The sequence below is a fragment of the Pedobacter namyangjuensis genome (assembly GCF_003313325.1).
Classification (GTDB): Bacteria; Bacteroidota; Bacteroidia; order Sphingobacteriales; family Sphingobacteriaceae; genus Pedobacter; species Pedobacter namyangjuensis.
Map to the genome: position 1 here is coordinate 659,388 of NZ_QMHQ01000001.1, position 13,908 is coordinate 673,295.

The following is a 13,908-nucleotide window of genomic DNA, read 5'->3' on the forward strand; positions in this document are numbered from 1 at the left end:
ATCTCGTCAATGCGAGCTTTGCGAAGCAATCTTTTTTATAACCGTCATCCCTGAATTTATCTCAGTTAAAAGTAGAAAAGATGCTATTCCCAAACCTTCGGAACGTAACAATAAGTAAACCAATTATTTTACTCCTTTTGACTTTCCAAATTGGGTTTCTAAATCTTTCTCTAAATTATTAAAAACGTATTCGTGCTCCTGCTCAATACCTAATTTTTCCATCGGTTCCCAATAAAACCGTGGGGCTAATACAGATGTGTAGGTTGTTATTCGCGTTAGCTTACAGCTATTGATTCCAACAGGTTCGAAATAGTAAATAGCTTCCTTAAAACCTATCCACTTTCTGCCAACTAAATTATAATCAATTACGTCCATTTTTAGAACTTTGCCACGTTTTATATCCGTTACTCTTTCAGTTATCGTTCCGCCTCCAAAGTCTGCATTACTTAATCTACCAGCTTTAAAATAGCAAGTTCTTAAAGCTCCAACTTCTTCTTTTTCTAAAATACATTTTGTGGGTATGGGTAAATCAAGTTTAAGTAAAAAAGGTTTTTCTGCATCTAGCGTATCTACCGATTTAATGACGTCGAAAACTTGGTTGGGCGTGTAATTGAATACTTTTTCTGTTTTAACTTCGGTAATAGTTTCTTTTTCTTTTTTAAGAAAATGCTCTGTTGGCGCCATTAGTAAAAATGGGATAATCGGCAATACTAAAACAGAAAGGCGATTTGTTTCTTTAATTAATGAATATCTTTTTACTAGTCTAGCTATAACGTAACCTAAAAATATGAAAGGCACAATTAATCCAATGGCCATTACAATACAAATAACGCCAGAAAGACCCGGGATGTAAATTGCGATAAGCAAAATTACTGTGGTGATAATCGCTCCCCATAAAGCGTATTTCCTAACTTTCATGGTTCCTATTGCAATACCCAAAACAACAGGTAAAAGACCAAATAGTATCCAAGAATAATCTACTAAGCCCAGAAATAAAAATACAATTCCGGTACCAATAAAAATTGTTGTTAAAATGATTGAGATTTGGAAACTCTTGTCTCTGAGAATTGCGTACATGATTGAGCGTAGGACGAATTATGTAGGTTTTTAATTCGGGTAAATATATTTACTGTTGTTAAAGATAAGTAAAAATGCCTTGTTAATAAATAACATAAAGATGCTGAAATAAATTTAGGATGACGGTCGAGTTCTACGAATTTTACTTCGTAGCTTTCCGCTTATAATTCGGGGCTTTACCGTAGCAATTTTCTCGACTCAGATTGATAATTGTGCTGGTGTAGGGTTTGGTTTATAGTATTGTAAAATGCCGTGATTTAAACCCGATTGTCGTGAAAATACTTTTTGCATCGCTGGCGTGAAGAATTGCTTCATCATGCTTTTGAGCAATGACGAATTTTAGTAGAACAGCCACAAAAAGATTGTAACAGAAAGCGGGACTAACGTTTATTGAAACACAGGCTCTGCTTTTCGTAAAATTAAATACTTAAAGCGCCTTCAAAAACCTTTTCTGCAGGGCCGCATAAAAATACCTGGGTAAAGGTTTTTCCATCGTAATCAAAGTTAATTTTCAGATCGCCGCCTAAAACTTTTACAGGTGTTTGTACATGCCCAATTTGGTTGGCTTGTTTTGCCATTGCCATTGCAACTGCGGTTACGCCAGTTCCGCAAGCATAGGTCTCGTCTTCTACACCACGTTCAAAAGTGCGTACAAAAAGATGATCACCTTTGTTTTCTACATAATTTACGTTAATCCCTTCAGTTTTATAAGTCTCATTATTTCTAATGGCGCTACCTTCCGTAAAAACATCGAGCGAAGACAGGTTTGCTTTTTCCACAACGTAATGTGGCGAGCCAGTATTTAATACAAAAGCGTCGTTATCGCTATTTATGTTGTCAACATCAATCATTTGAAGCTCTACCCAATTGCCTTCGGCTGTAATTTTGGCATAATGAGGCCCGTCTACTGCCAAAAAATTAGTCTCACTGTCAATTATACCAAGATGTTTAGCAAATGCAACAATACATCTTCCGCCATTGCCACACATACTCCCCACGTTGCCATCTGCATTGTAATACACCATTTCAAAATCATAGTCCGAATGATCCAATAAAAGCATTAAGCCATCTCCTCCAATACCAAATCTGCGGTCGCAAAGTTGCGCCACAAGCTTATTATCGATGTTTTTTAGCGTATTTCCGCGATGGTCGATTAACACAAAATCGTTGCCTGCACCTTGGTATTTTGAAAAGTTAATGTTCATCTGTATTTTGTAATTTTCTTATTGGAAAAACTGGCCGTGTTAAATGCTGTATTTGTTTTAACATTTTTTAACACTAAAGCACGTGTGTTCTGCATACAAATATCGTTTATATGGTATTAAATTTGAACAAAACATTTATAAAAAGAAGAATTTATATAAGGATATGAAAAAAATAGGATTAGTAGTGTTGGCTGCATTCTTAGGTGGTGCAGTTGCAATTGGCGCTTATAAACTATTAGAGCGCAACAATGATGTGTATTCGCTAACAGAAAAGCAAAATATGATGTTTGCGAATAATCCATCAAAAATTTCTTCGGCGGGTAGTGTAGATTTTGTACAAGCGGCGGCTGCGGTTTCGCCGGCGGTGGTGCATATTAAAACAACTTATAGTGCAACGCCATCTAACCCAAGAAGTGGTGGTGGTGGTAGCATGGAAGATATGTTTGAAGAGTTTTTTAGAGGTGGCGGTGGCCGAAGACAAAGTATGCCTAGAGCAGCTTCTGGTTCTGGCGTTATTTTAACTGCCGATGGTTACATTGTAACTAATAACCACGTAGTAGATAATGCAGATAAAATTGAAGTGGTTTTAGCTAACAGAAGAAAAGTAACTGCTAAAGTTATTGGCAAGGACCCAAATACGGATTTAGCTTTAATTAAAGTTGATGTGGATGGTTTGCCTTTTGTTAAAATGGGTAATTCTGATAATGTACAGGTAGGTGAGTGGGTACTGGCAGTTGGGTTCCCTTTAGATTTGCAAACAACCGTAACTGCGGGTATTGTGAGTGCTAAAGCTCGTAACATTGGTATTTTAAATAGAGAAAATGCGCAGCCGACTAGGGAAGAATATCAAGAATACCAAAGAACCGGAGTAATGCCAGAGCGCCCAGCAAATACCGCTATAGAATCTTTTATACAAACAGATGCTGCTATTAACAGAGGTAATAGTGGTGGTGCATTGGTAAATGCGAATGGCGAATTAATTGGTATTAACGCTGCCATTGCCTCGCAAACAGGTATGAATGAAGGTTATGGCTTTGCAATTCCGGTTAACTTAGCGAAAAAAATTCTTGAAGATTTTAAAGAATTTGGCGTTGTTAAGCGTGGTTATATTGGCGTTACGTTTGCAGCTTTAGATGCAGATGCTGCCGAAAAATTAAAAATTAAAGAGATCAACGGGTTGTACGTTAGCGGTGTTGTTCCAGGTGGTGCAGCAGCTGCGGCTGGAATTAAAGAAGGCGATATCATTAAAAAAGTGGAAGGCGTAGAAATTTACGATTCTCCAGATTTACAAGAAAAAATCGGTCGTATGCGCCCTGGCGATAAAGTTGCATTAGCAGTTTTAAAAGCTGATGGTTCTACCAAAAACGTAAACGTTATTTTAAAACCAGAAAGTAGTATTGCGCCAAGCACAGCGGTTGCTTCTACAAAATCTACAAATACAACTGTAAGTAAATTAGGAGCTAGCTTTTCTCCGGCTTCCGCAGCTATTAAATCAAAGTATGGCATAACTAACGGTGTGGTTATTACTAATGTAGAGCCAGGTAAATTATTCGATTATTACGATTTTTCGAAAGGTTCTGTAATTACAAAGATTAATGGCAAGCCTGTAAACAATGCAGAAGAGGTGGAAAAAGCTTTACAAACATCTCGTGACGGAAGAACCACCATTGCAGGATTAAGTGATAGAGGAACTTTTGCTATTACAATAGATTAAGTACCTTAATCAAATTAAAGTGGAAAAGGATTAACAGTTTTGTTAATCCTTTTTTTTATTAATTGTGTCTTAAAATCAGTCGATTAATTAGGTTCATCTAAATGATATAAGGCTGTTTTTTTTAGAATGTTTCTAAATAGCTTCTTTATTATGTTTTTGTCCTTGGTATGTCTTATTTAAATCATATTTTAAATACTTTTGCAGTAATCGAATAAAAATTATAAAAGCTAATGGGTAGTATCGCAAATGCTTTTTCCTCGTCAATAGGAAAAAAACTAATAATGGGTCTTACAGGCCTTTTTCTAATCTCCTTTTTGGTAGTTCACTGTTTCTTAAATGCCTTTGTGTTTTTTGATAAAACCGGAGCGCTATTTAATGAAGGTGCGCACTTTATGGCAACCAACTGGATTATACGTGCAATGGAAGTTGTTTTAATGGCTGGTTTATTACTGCACATTGTACAAGGTTTACGTTTAACGTTTCAAAACCAGGCAGCTAGGCCAGTAAAATATGCTTATAACGATGGTAATGCAAACAGTAAATGGTATTCTCGTTCAATGGGTTTATTAGGAACTTTATTGCTAATGTTCTTAATCGTTCACTTATCAGATTTCTGGATTGTTTCTCGTTTTACAGGTATCGAGCACTTTAACGGTAGCACACCTGCAGATTTAAACGGACATGAAGATATGTTTGCGGTAATGAAGGCTAAATTTAGTGAGCCTTGGAGAGTAGGATTATACGTTTTAGCAATGATTTCTCTTGCGTATCATTTGTTGCACGGTTTTGCATCGGCTTTTCAAACGATGGGCTGGAACCATAAAAAATATACCCCAATTATTAAAGCAACCGGTGTTTGGTTTTCAATCATCATCTCTTTGCTTTTTGCAGCAATGCCAGTGGCCATCTATTTCGGCTGGGGTTTATAAACAAGGTTGAATGAGAAAATGATTGAATGACAGAATATTCAATCACTCAAAAATAATATTGAACGAATAAAGCTAAAATATAATGTCAGCAATAAATTCAAATATACCAGAGGGAGATTTAACCACCAAGTGGACGAAATACAAATCGTCTGTGCCCTTGGTTAACCCTTCAAATAAAAGAAGTTTAGAAGTAATTGTAGTAGGTTCTGGTTTAGCAGGTGCTTCGGCAGCAGCTACATTAGCAGAAATGGGCTACAAAGTTAAGTGCTTCTGTTTTCAGGATTCGCCACGTAGAGCGCACTCTATTGCAGCTCAGGGTGGTATTAATGCAGCAAAAAATTATCAAAACGATGGTGATAGTACCTATCGTTTATTTTATGATACCATTAAAGGTGGCGATTACCGTGCTCGCGAAGCAAACGTACACCGTTTAGCAGAAGTAAGTGCAAACATTATCGATCAGTGTGTGGCGCAAGGTGTGCCATTGGCTCGTGAATATGGTGGTTTGTTGGATAATCGTTCATTTGGTGGTACGCAAGTTCAACGTACTTTTTATGCAGCTGGTCAAACTGGTCAGCAATTGTTGCTAGGTGCATATTCTGCTTTAGAGCGCCAAATTGGTATGGGTAAAGTAGAAATGTTTACCCGCCATGAGATGCTTGAAGTTGTTAAAATAGATGGTAAAGCTCGTGGTATTATTGCTCGTAACTTATTAACTGGCGAGTTAGAACGTCATTTCGGCCATGCCGTAGTATTGGGTACAGGTGGTTACGGAAACGTATTTTATCTTTCTACCAATGCAATGGGAAGTAACGTAACCGCAGCTTGGAAAGCGAATAAACAAGGCGCATTTTTTGCAAACCCTTGCTACACGCAAATTCACCCAACCTGTATTCCGGTTTCTGGAGATCACCAATCTAAATTAACCCTAATGTCTGAATCGTTACGTAACGATGGACGTATCTGGGTGCCTAAAAAGAAAGATGATACGCGTAAAGCATCGGATATTCCGGAAGGTGAAAGAGATTATTATTTAGAGCGTCGTTACCCTGCTTTTGGTAACTTAGTACCTCGTGATGTGGCTTCTCGTGCTGCAAAAGAAAGATGTGATGCGGGTTACGGTGTAGGTGCGTCTAAACTAGCGGTTTACCTGGATTTTAAAGCCAATACAGAACGTTACGGCAGAATTGAAGCATCTAAAGCTGGTATCCACAATCCAGATAAAGAAACTTGTATGCGTTTAGGTACAGCCGTTGTTAAAGAAAAATATGGTAACCTGTTTGACATGTATGCGCAGATTACAGGAGAAAATCCTTACGAAACCCCAATGCGTATCTATCCAGCGGTACACTATACCATGGGTGGTTTATGGGTTGATTATAACTTGATGACTTCTGTACCAGGTTTGTATTGTACAGGTGAGGCAAACTTCTCAGATCACGGTGCAAACCGTTTAGGTGCGTCTGCATTAATGCAAGGTTTGGCAGATGGTTATTTTGTTCTTCCTTATACAATTGGAGCTTATCTATCTAAAGAAATTTCTGTAAAAGCAATTCCTACAGATCATCCGGCATTTGTTGAAGCTGAAGCTAGGGCAAAAGGAATTTTAGATCACTTTATCAATATTAAAGGAACTAAATCAGTAGACCATTTCCACAAAAAATTAGGTTTAATTATGTGGGAGAAATGTGGTATGGCTCGTAATGCTGAAGGTCTAAAATCAGCAATTGCAGAAATACAACAATTAAAGAAAGATTTCTGGGCAGATGTTCGCGTACCAGGATCGGCAGATGAATATAACCCGGAGTTGGAAAAAGCTGGTCGCGTTGCGGATTTTATCGAGTTAGGCGAGTTGATGTGTATCGATGCGTTAAACCGTAACGAAAGCTGTGGCGGTCACTTCCGTGAAGAATACCAGACAGAAGAAGGTGAGGCTTTACGTGATGATGAAAACTATGCTTACGTAGCAGCTTGGGAAAACAAGGGTGATGGAACTTTCGAACTTCACAAAGAAGAGTTGAAATTCGAGAATATTAAAATAGCACAAAGAAGTTATAAATAGATGTGAGAGGGCAGATATGAGAAACTAGATTTGAGATACGAGGTAGGCAATCGCCTAAACTCTAAAGTCTCACATCTCACATCTCAGGTCTCAAATCTCAAGTCTCAAATCTCTATACAAATGAGTACAGGAAATATGAACTTAACGCTAAAGGTTTGGCGTCAGAAAAATAGCAAAGACAGCGGTAAAATGGTAGACTATAAAGTGTCTGAAATTTCGCCTGATATGTCTTTTTTAGAAATGTTCGATGTTTTAAACGAGGATTTGATTACCAAAGGCGATGACCCAATTGTATTTGACCACGACTGTAGAGAAGGTATCTGCGGTATGTGTTCGATGTTCATTAACGGTCGTCCGCATGGTCCTAAAGATGCGGTTACAACATGCCAATTGCATATGCGTTCTTTTAAAGATGGCGATACAATTGTAGTTGAACCTTGGAGAGCGAAAGCTTTTCCGGTAATTAAGGATTTAACAGTAGATAGATCGGCATTTGACCGTGTAATTGCTGCAGGTGGTTTCATCTCTGTAAATACAGGTAATGCGCAAGATGCAAATGCTTTGCCTATTCCAAAAGCACAAGCAGATGCTGCTTTCGAAGCGGCAGCTTGTATCGGCTGTGGTGCTTGTGTTGCAACTTGTAAAAATGCATCAGCTATGCTATTTGTATCGGCAAAAATTTCTCAGTTGGCTTTATTGCCACAAGGACAGCCGGAGCGTTACAAACGTGTACAAAACATGGTAGCGCAAATGGATGCAGAAGGATTTGGTAACTGTACAAATACAGGTGCTTGCGAGGCAGAATGTCCTAAAGGGATTTCTTTAGAAAACATTGCTCGTATGAACAGAGACTTTGTAACCGCCAAATTCGTTAGCGAAGAGGAAGGATAATCAGTTTCCAGTTATCGGTTTTCAGTTTGAAAATTTAACTAGGAATTAAAAATTGATTTGTTTTTGTTCGATTAAATAATTAAATTTAGTTGTCCGAGACAAAGGAGAATACTAAAAAACGAAAAACCCCAGCTATTTAGCATGGGGTTTTTTGTTTGAGAGGCTTATATGTGTCTTGGTTTATTAGCTTTTACTTACAGGCGCTTTGCCTTCTAATGCAAATTTAATTGGTATAGAATAAGTAACCCGAATCGGCATGCCATCTTGAGATCCTGGAATCCATTTAGGGCTAGTTTTAAGAACTCTTACGGCTTCTTCATCTATTCCGTAGCCCACTTTTCTATCCACTTTGATGTCTGTAATGGATCCATCTTTTTCTACTGTAAAAGTGGCGAATACATTGCCCTGTACACCATTTTTTGCAGCTAACACTGGGTATTTTATGTTCTTTCCTAAAAATTGATACAAAGCCTTTATACCACCTGGAAACGTAGGTGGGTTTTCCAATGACGTAAAACTGTAGGTTCTGTTATCATTATTTGTAATCGAACTGCTAGTAGGCTGTTTAGGTTTTGTTGATGCACCAGTTTTCTTGTTCAATGAAAATTTAACAGGTATGTTATATTTTGTTGCTACCGGCTCTCCATTTATGGTTCCAGGATTCCAAATACCTGCTAATTTAATCACTCTAACAGCTTCCTCATCCGTTCCGTGCCCAAGCGCACGATCCACCTTGATATCGCTTACGGCGCCATTCTTTTCTACCGTAAAAGAGATAAACACATTTCCTTGAATATTATTTTTTACTGCGTCCGCAGGATATTTAATATTTTGACCTAAAAATTTATAGAAGTTCGCTATTCCACCTGGATAATTTGGTGGGTTTTCTAATTCAGTAAACTTATAAACTTTGTTTTCTGTGTCTTGTGCCAACGTTATTTTTGGGCACAAGTTTAGCATGGTCACCGCAAATAGCGATGAGAAAATGAACTTTTTCATGAATAAAAATTTAAATTGTGGTTAGGTTAGTTTTTAGGCTTTTTGTCGTCGTTATTTTTAGTGGTAACTATAATTACACCATTAGCGCCACTTGTGCCATATTGTGCGGTTGAAGATGCATCCTTTAGTACCGAAACACTTTCAATTGTATTTGAATCTAATTGTTTGAGCGTATCGTTATCGATAGTTTGCCCATTTAAAATAATTAGTGGTGCTTTTTCCTTATCCCAATTACCGTAACCCCTAATGGTTAAGCCAGACGATTCAGTTCCATTTAAAGGCTTAAAGCTCGTGCCCAAAATGTCACTTGCTTCGCCCGATTTTAGCTTTGAGGCAATAACAATTACACCATTAACGCCTTCTTTACCATATATTGCCGTAGATGACGCATCTTTTAAAACAGTCATGCTTTCAATCATATTCGGATTTAATCCATCCAAGGTGTTTTTGTCAATGTGCTTTCCGTCTAAAATAATTAAAGGAGCTTTGTCTGTGTTCCAGGTTCCGCTTCCTCTTAAAACAAGTCCTTTAGGTGCAGTTCCATCTATTGGTTTTATTGAAATACCCATTACATCGCCGCCACTTTTAGATTTCTGACCGAATCCACTAACACCAACGTCGCGTGTAGCAAATCCAACAATAGTTAACTTTAGTTCCTGGTATCCTTGAGGAATATTAACAGTTTCATTTTTCTTAGCTGTAGTTGCGCCTTCAAGTTTAAACGTTGTTTTAAGCGCATATTTGCCGGGTTTAACTTCGTTGTAACCCTTAAAAGATAATAAGCGATTTACCACTTCACCATCACAATCGCCACCTAGTTCTGCTTCAACTTTAATGTCGCTTATTTTTCCGTTAGCAACGCTAAAAAGGATTAAACTGTTGCCCTGTAAATGCTCCACAGAAGCCTTGTTTGGGTACTTTATAAAACTACCTAAGTGTTTATATAAAGCTTCTGGACTATCATTATAAACTGTTTCTGCTTTACTACTAAACGATACGAAAAGTAGTAGCGATAAAATGGATTTGACTAATAAATTTTTCATACTAAGCATTTTTAATTTCGGTTAACTAATGTAACGGCTGGTTTTGGTATTTTTTTAGAGGTAATAATTACTGCGCCATTTTCTGCACTTTTGCCATAAAGCGATGTTGATACAGGCGCTTTAAAGACGTTTACTGATTTTATATTGTTAGATTCGAGTTTGGCAATGGCACTCATATCTTTAACTTCGTTATCTACCATAACTAAAGGATCATTACTGCCGGTTGATCTAATTGCGACACTTGCTAATTTGCGTTCTCTATCCATATTGCCCAAAGAGAATTTGATTGGAATATTATACTTTACCCTAACAGGCCTGCCGTTTTGCATTCCCGGATTCCATGATCTGCTCAACTTTAGTACACGTACTGCTTCTTCATCGGTTCCATACCCTAATTTCCTATCAATCTTAATATCGCTCAACGAGCCGTCTTTTTCAACCACAAACGACATGAAAACATTTCCTTGTATTTCATTATCCGCTGCTAAAACTGGATATTTAATCGTCTTGCCTAAAAATTCGTAGAATTTGGCTATTCCTCCCGGATATTCTGGAGGAACTTCCATAGAATGAAATGAGTAGACAGGTTCGCTAGCTTGTTCTTTAGGACTAAAGCCTACAATATTTATACTTTGTAAAGCTGTAAAGCCATCAGGTGATGAAATATTTTCATTTTTCGACGGAACGTTGGCATCAAATAACTTAAAATTCACTTTCAAGCTATAGTTGCCATCTTTTTCTAAATATTCGTCGAACGAATTAACACGTCTTTTTATTTCTTCATCAAATCCATCTCCTAATTCTTGAGGGATATTCAGGTTTGTGATATAGCCATTTTTTACAGAAAACGTAACAATGGTTGATCCCTGTAATTGTTTTTTTGCCGCTTCTTCGGGATACTTAATTAGGCTCCCTAAATGTTTATAAAAACCACTCCATTGCTCTTTAGCTTCTGGTTCGATATTTATAGAAGGATTATCAACTAGGGTTACATTTGTAGTAGGGGCCGAGTTTGCAACGCTATCTTTAGGTGTCGGTGGTGGTGATAGATTTATTACACTTAAAGGTGCTTCCCAAGCTGTTTCTACAACCGTATTTACTTCGTTTAACGGAATTTTGTCAGCCATTGCCAATAAGCCATCATTTTTTCTGATAGTTGCAGAAGAAAGTGTTAAGGCAATTGCAAAAATCGGCACAAACAAGCCATACTTTAGCACCGCAGTTTTTTTAGAGCGTTCTTTGTGCAACATGTAAATCCGCTTTTTAATCATCGACTTTGTTAAAAAGCCATTGGTTAAATTGTTTGGTTTTACGCCAAAAGCATGGCTTAAAAGTAGTAGCGAGTATTGTTCCTTATCGCCCTGAAAATTAGCAGCGGCTTCATCAGCCAAGTATTCGTGTATGTTTTTTATTGATTTTTTATAGAAATAAATCACTGGATTAAACCAGGTTATAATTCCTAAAATTTCGAAAAATATTACATCCACGGTGTGAAATTGCTTAATATGGATGTCTTCATGCAAATCTACTGTAGCATGCCCAGGCAAACCTGCCGAAACAGATTTTCTGTTAAAAAAAGAGAAGGCATTATTCTCATCAGCTTTGCTAAATAATTTATTAATTGCAAATAACTGATAAGCAAAATTTAGTAAAAAAAACAAAGAGCCGATAAGGTATATGATTACAATTAAACGTCCCCAGTCGTACTGCTGTTGGGTTTGCGGTAAAATTGCATAATTGGTTACAACAGTATTTATCTCGCTTACGCTGACATATAAAGTATCGCTTACTACTTTTTTGCTAAATAACTCAAAGCGCAAAAAGGGTATAGCTAAAGAGAATATTCCTGACGAAACCAAGTATAACCGGTTTAATACAAAATAAGTCTCCTTATCTAACAGTAGTTTGTAGAAGCAATAAAAAATAATCAAGTAAATATTTACTTGTAAGAGATAATGTGCCCAACTCATTTTGGTTTGTTTTTAAATTTGTTGATCATTTTTAAAATTTCATCCACATCACTTAAATCCAACTTTTCTTCTTTAACAAAAAACGAGAACATACTTTCTACACTATTCTCAAAATAGTTGCCAAGCAGTTTCTCTGTAGCATGTTTTTTGTACTCTTCTTTACTTATTAATGGGTAATATTTATGCGCCTTACCAAAAGCCTCGTGACCTATAAAACCTTTCACTTCCAAAATTCTAATAATGGTAGAAACGGTATTGTAGGCCGGTTTTGGCTCGGGCAAATAATCCATCACTTCTTTAACAAATGATTTCTCCAATTGCCACACAATTTGCATGATCTGTTCCTCTGCCTTTGTTAAATCTTTAATTTCCATGGTTATTGTTTTTATAACTTTAGCTCTACTTTGCTGATATTCAATAAGCTTAAATGAATACCATATTATAAACTTAAAACTAATATTTTAGTTTTCAAAACTTTTAGTAAATTATTTTCTTATCATTGGATAAATAAAAACCGAAATAAATGAAAATAGCTTTTCATGGCGCAGCTAGGAACGTAACTGGCAGTAAACACCTAATTACCTTAAATAATGGCACAAAAATTTTGTTGGATTGTGGCTTGTTTCAAGGAATGGGGCAGGAAACAGACGATTTAAATGATGAATTTGGCTTCAACGCCGCAGAGGTAGATTTTTTAATCTTATCTCATGCGCATATAGACCATAGTGGCTTGATACCTCGATTAATTGCCAAAGGTTTTAAAGGAGTTATTTACGGTACTACGGCTACTAAAAAACTGGCAAAAATTTTATTGCTAGATTCTGCTAGGATTCAAGCTGGCGATGTGCGGTATAAAAACAAGCGACTTGCTAAAAAAGGTTTGCCTTTAGAAAAAGCTTTATACGAGGAGGAAGACGTACTACAAGCATTGGATTACTTTGTATCGGTAGATTATGATAACGAAACTAGATTAACTGACGATGTTTCGCTAAAATTTATAGATGCGGGCCATATTATCGGTAGTGCCTCAGTAAATCTAACTATTAATGAAGATGGAAAAACTACGCAGTTGTGCTTTAGTGGAGATGTTGGCCAATATGGAGATTTGATTTTAAAAGCACCACAACCCTTTCCTCAGGCAGACTATATCTTGCTCGAATCTACCTACGGCGACAAATTGCATAAAGATGCGCAACCAACTGCCGAGGCGATATTGCAGGTTATTTTAAAAACTTGCGTAGAGAAAAAGGGAAAAGTAATAATCCCGGCTTTTAGTGTTGGAAGAACCCAAGAGCTTTTATTTGTACTAAACAAACTAGATTTGGACGGCAAACTGCCAGATGTGAAAGTTTATGTAGATAGTCCATTGTCTGCCAAAGCCACCGAAATTGTTGAGGAGCACGATGAAAACTACAATAAAAATGTAGAAGAAGTTTTAAAGGTGGACGATACCCCGTTTGATTTCAAAAACCTGCATTACGTAGAAGATGCAGAAGAATCAAAAGCTTTAAACAACAACCCTGCGCCTTGTGTAATCATTTCATCTTCTGGTATGGCCGAAGCCGGGCGTGTGAAACATCACATTAAAAATAACATCGGCGATAGCAAAAACACCATTTTAATGGTGGGTTACTGCGAGCCTAATTCCTTAGGTGGAAGATTAAAAAATGGCGCTAAAGAAGTAAGCATTTACGGCGACCAGTTTGAGGTAATTGCAGAAGTGCAAAGCATACAGTCTATGAGTGCACACGGCGATTACGAGGATTTGTTAAACTTTGTATCCTGCCAGGACCCCGCAAAAGTTAAAAAGGTTTTTTTGGTACACGGCGAGTATGATGTACAACAGATTTTTGCAGCAAAGCTGAAAGAGAAAGGATTTAATCATATTGAAATTCCCGATAGGCACCAGGAATTTGAGGTGTAGAACTTTTTTAACTTATGGTATTAAATAATAAGCGATTTAGCTTATTAAGCCTTCTTGCCAGATCTCCTATATTTTAATATATTATAAACTAAGG

At 37.1% G+C, this 13,908-nt stretch carries 11 protein-coding genes; 5 read left to right on the forward strand and 6 right to left on the reverse strand.

Translation table 11 applies throughout. From position 1 onward, the window contains the following. Positions 1 to 123: 123 nt before the first annotated feature. Positions 124 to 1,077 (reverse strand): polyketide cyclase, encoded by a 954-nt coding sequence (locus DUT69_RS03010; protein ID WP_113651647.1) that lies wholly within the window; start codon positions 1,075 to 1,077, stop codon positions 124 to 126. A gap of 419 nt (positions 1,078 to 1,496) precedes the next feature. Further along, positions 1,497 to 2,282 carry a diaminopimelate epimerase gene (dapF, locus tag DUT69_RS03015; RefSeq protein ID WP_205314202.1) on the reverse strand — a complete coding sequence of 262 codons (786 nt, stop codon included), beginning with the start codon at positions 2,280 to 2,282 and terminating at the stop codon, positions 1,497 to 1,499. 163 nt (positions 2,283 to 2,445) lie between these two features. On the opposite strand from dapF, the gene DUT69_RS03020 reads away from it, so the two are divergent. The 4 genes from DUT69_RS03020 (at position 2,446) to DUT69_RS03035 (ending at position 7,878) form a co-directional block, all read left to right on the forward strand. Continuing rightward, positions 2,446 to 3,996 (forward strand): trypsin-like peptidase domain-containing protein, encoded by a 1,551-nt coding sequence (locus tag DUT69_RS03020; RefSeq protein WP_113651649.1) that lies wholly within the window; start codon positions 2,446 to 2,448, stop codon positions 3,994 to 3,996. A 230-nt stretch (positions 3,997 to 4,226) separates the two neighbouring features. Then, entirely contained in the window at positions 4,227 to 4,925 is a 699-nt protein-coding gene (locus tag DUT69_RS03025; RefSeq protein ID WP_113651650.1) for a succinate dehydrogenase cytochrome b subunit, read from the forward strand. A gap of 82 nt (positions 4,926 to 5,007) precedes the next feature. Continuing rightward, positions 5,008 to 6,987, forward strand: coding sequence for a fumarate reductase/succinate dehydrogenase flavoprotein subunit (locus DUT69_RS03030; protein ID WP_113651651.1), 1,980 nt, complete (start codon positions 5,008 to 5,010; stop codon positions 6,985 to 6,987). A gap of 120 nt (positions 6,988 to 7,107) precedes the next feature. Further along, positions 7,108 to 7,878, forward strand: a complete 771-nt coding sequence (locus DUT69_RS03035) for a succinate dehydrogenase/fumarate reductase iron-sulfur subunit (protein WP_113651652.1) — start codon at positions 7,108 to 7,110, stop codon at positions 7,876 to 7,878. A 183-nt stretch (positions 7,879 to 8,061) separates the two neighbouring features. Here the strand turns inward: DUT69_RS03035 and DUT69_RS03040 are convergent, their stop codons facing one another. The 4 genes from DUT69_RS03040 to DUT69_RS03055 are packed head-to-tail and all read right to left on the reverse strand — an operon-like array spanning position 8,062 to position 12,264. Continuing rightward, complete coding sequence (locus DUT69_RS03040; protein WP_113651653.1) at positions 8,062 to 8,877, reverse strand: energy transducer TonB; 816 nt, start codon at positions 8,875 to 8,877, stop codon at positions 8,062 to 8,064. Positions 8,878 to 8,903: 26 nt separating this feature from the next. Continuing rightward, positions 8,904 to 9,920, reverse strand: coding sequence for a TonB-dependent receptor plug domain-containing protein (locus DUT69_RS19410; RefSeq protein WP_162796156.1), 1,017 nt, complete (start codon positions 9,918 to 9,920; stop codon positions 8,904 to 8,906). A gap of 11 nt (positions 9,921 to 9,931) precedes the next feature. Next, the gene (locus tag DUT69_RS03050; RefSeq protein ID WP_113651655.1) at positions 9,932 to 11,890 is read right to left on the reverse strand and encodes a TonB family protein; all 1,959 of its coding nucleotides are present in this window, start codon (positions 11,888 to 11,890) and stop codon (positions 9,932 to 9,934) included. After that, positions 11,887 to 12,264 carry a BlaI/MecI/CopY family transcriptional regulator gene (locus DUT69_RS03055; RefSeq protein WP_113651656.1) on the reverse strand — a complete coding sequence of 126 codons (378 nt, stop codon included), beginning with the start codon at positions 12,262 to 12,264 and terminating at the stop codon, positions 11,887 to 11,889. The genes DUT69_RS03050 and DUT69_RS03055 overlap by 4 nt, the downstream gene beginning before the upstream one ends. A 149-nt stretch (positions 12,265 to 12,413) precedes the next feature. On the opposite strand from DUT69_RS03055, the gene DUT69_RS03060 reads away from it, so the two are divergent. Beyond that, the gene (locus DUT69_RS03060) at positions 12,414 to 13,814 is read left to right on the forward strand and encodes an MBL fold metallo-hydrolase RNA specificity domain-containing protein (protein ID WP_113651657.1); all 1,401 of its coding nucleotides are present in this window, start codon (positions 12,414 to 12,416) and stop codon (positions 13,812 to 13,814) included. Positions 13,815 to 13,908 lie beyond the last annotated feature (94 nt).

Coding starts and splice junctions, on each gene's coding strand:
- DUT69_RS03010 (WP_113651647.1), bottom strand. CDS start 1,077: ATGTACGCAATTCTCAGAGACAAGAGTTTCCAAATCTCAATCATTTTA.
- dapF (WP_205314202.1), bottom strand. CDS start 2,282: ATGAACATTAACTTTTCAAAATACCAAGGTGCAGGCAACGATTTTGTG.
- DUT69_RS03020 (WP_113651649.1), top strand. CDS start 2,446: ATGAAAAAAATAGGATTAGTAGTGTTGGCTGCATTCTTAGGTGGTGCA.
- DUT69_RS03025 (WP_113651650.1), top strand. CDS start 4,227: ATGGGTAGTATCGCAAATGCTTTTTCCTCGTCAATAGGAAAAAAACTA.
- DUT69_RS03030 (WP_113651651.1), top strand. CDS start 5,008: ATGTCAGCAATAAATTCAAATATACCAGAGGGAGATTTAACCACCAAG.
- DUT69_RS03035 (WP_113651652.1), top strand. CDS start 7,108: ATGAGTACAGGAAATATGAACTTAACGCTAAAGGTTTGGCGTCAGAAA.
- DUT69_RS03040 (WP_113651653.1), bottom strand. CDS start 8,877: ATGAAAAAGTTCATTTTCTCATCGCTATTTGCGGTGACCATGCTAAAC.
- DUT69_RS19410 (WP_162796156.1), bottom strand. CDS start 9,920: ATGAAAAATTTATTAGTCAAATCCATTTTATCGCTACTACTTTTCGTA.
- DUT69_RS03050 (WP_113651655.1), bottom strand. CDS start 11,890: ATGAGTTGGGCACATTATCTCTTACAAGTAAATATTTACTTGATTATT.
- DUT69_RS03055 (WP_113651656.1), bottom strand. CDS start 12,264: ATGGAAATTAAAGATTTAACAAAGGCAGAGGAACAGATCATGCAAATT.
- DUT69_RS03060 (WP_113651657.1), top strand. CDS start 12,414: ATGAAAATAGCTTTTCATGGCGCAGCTAGGAACGTAACTGGCAGTAAA.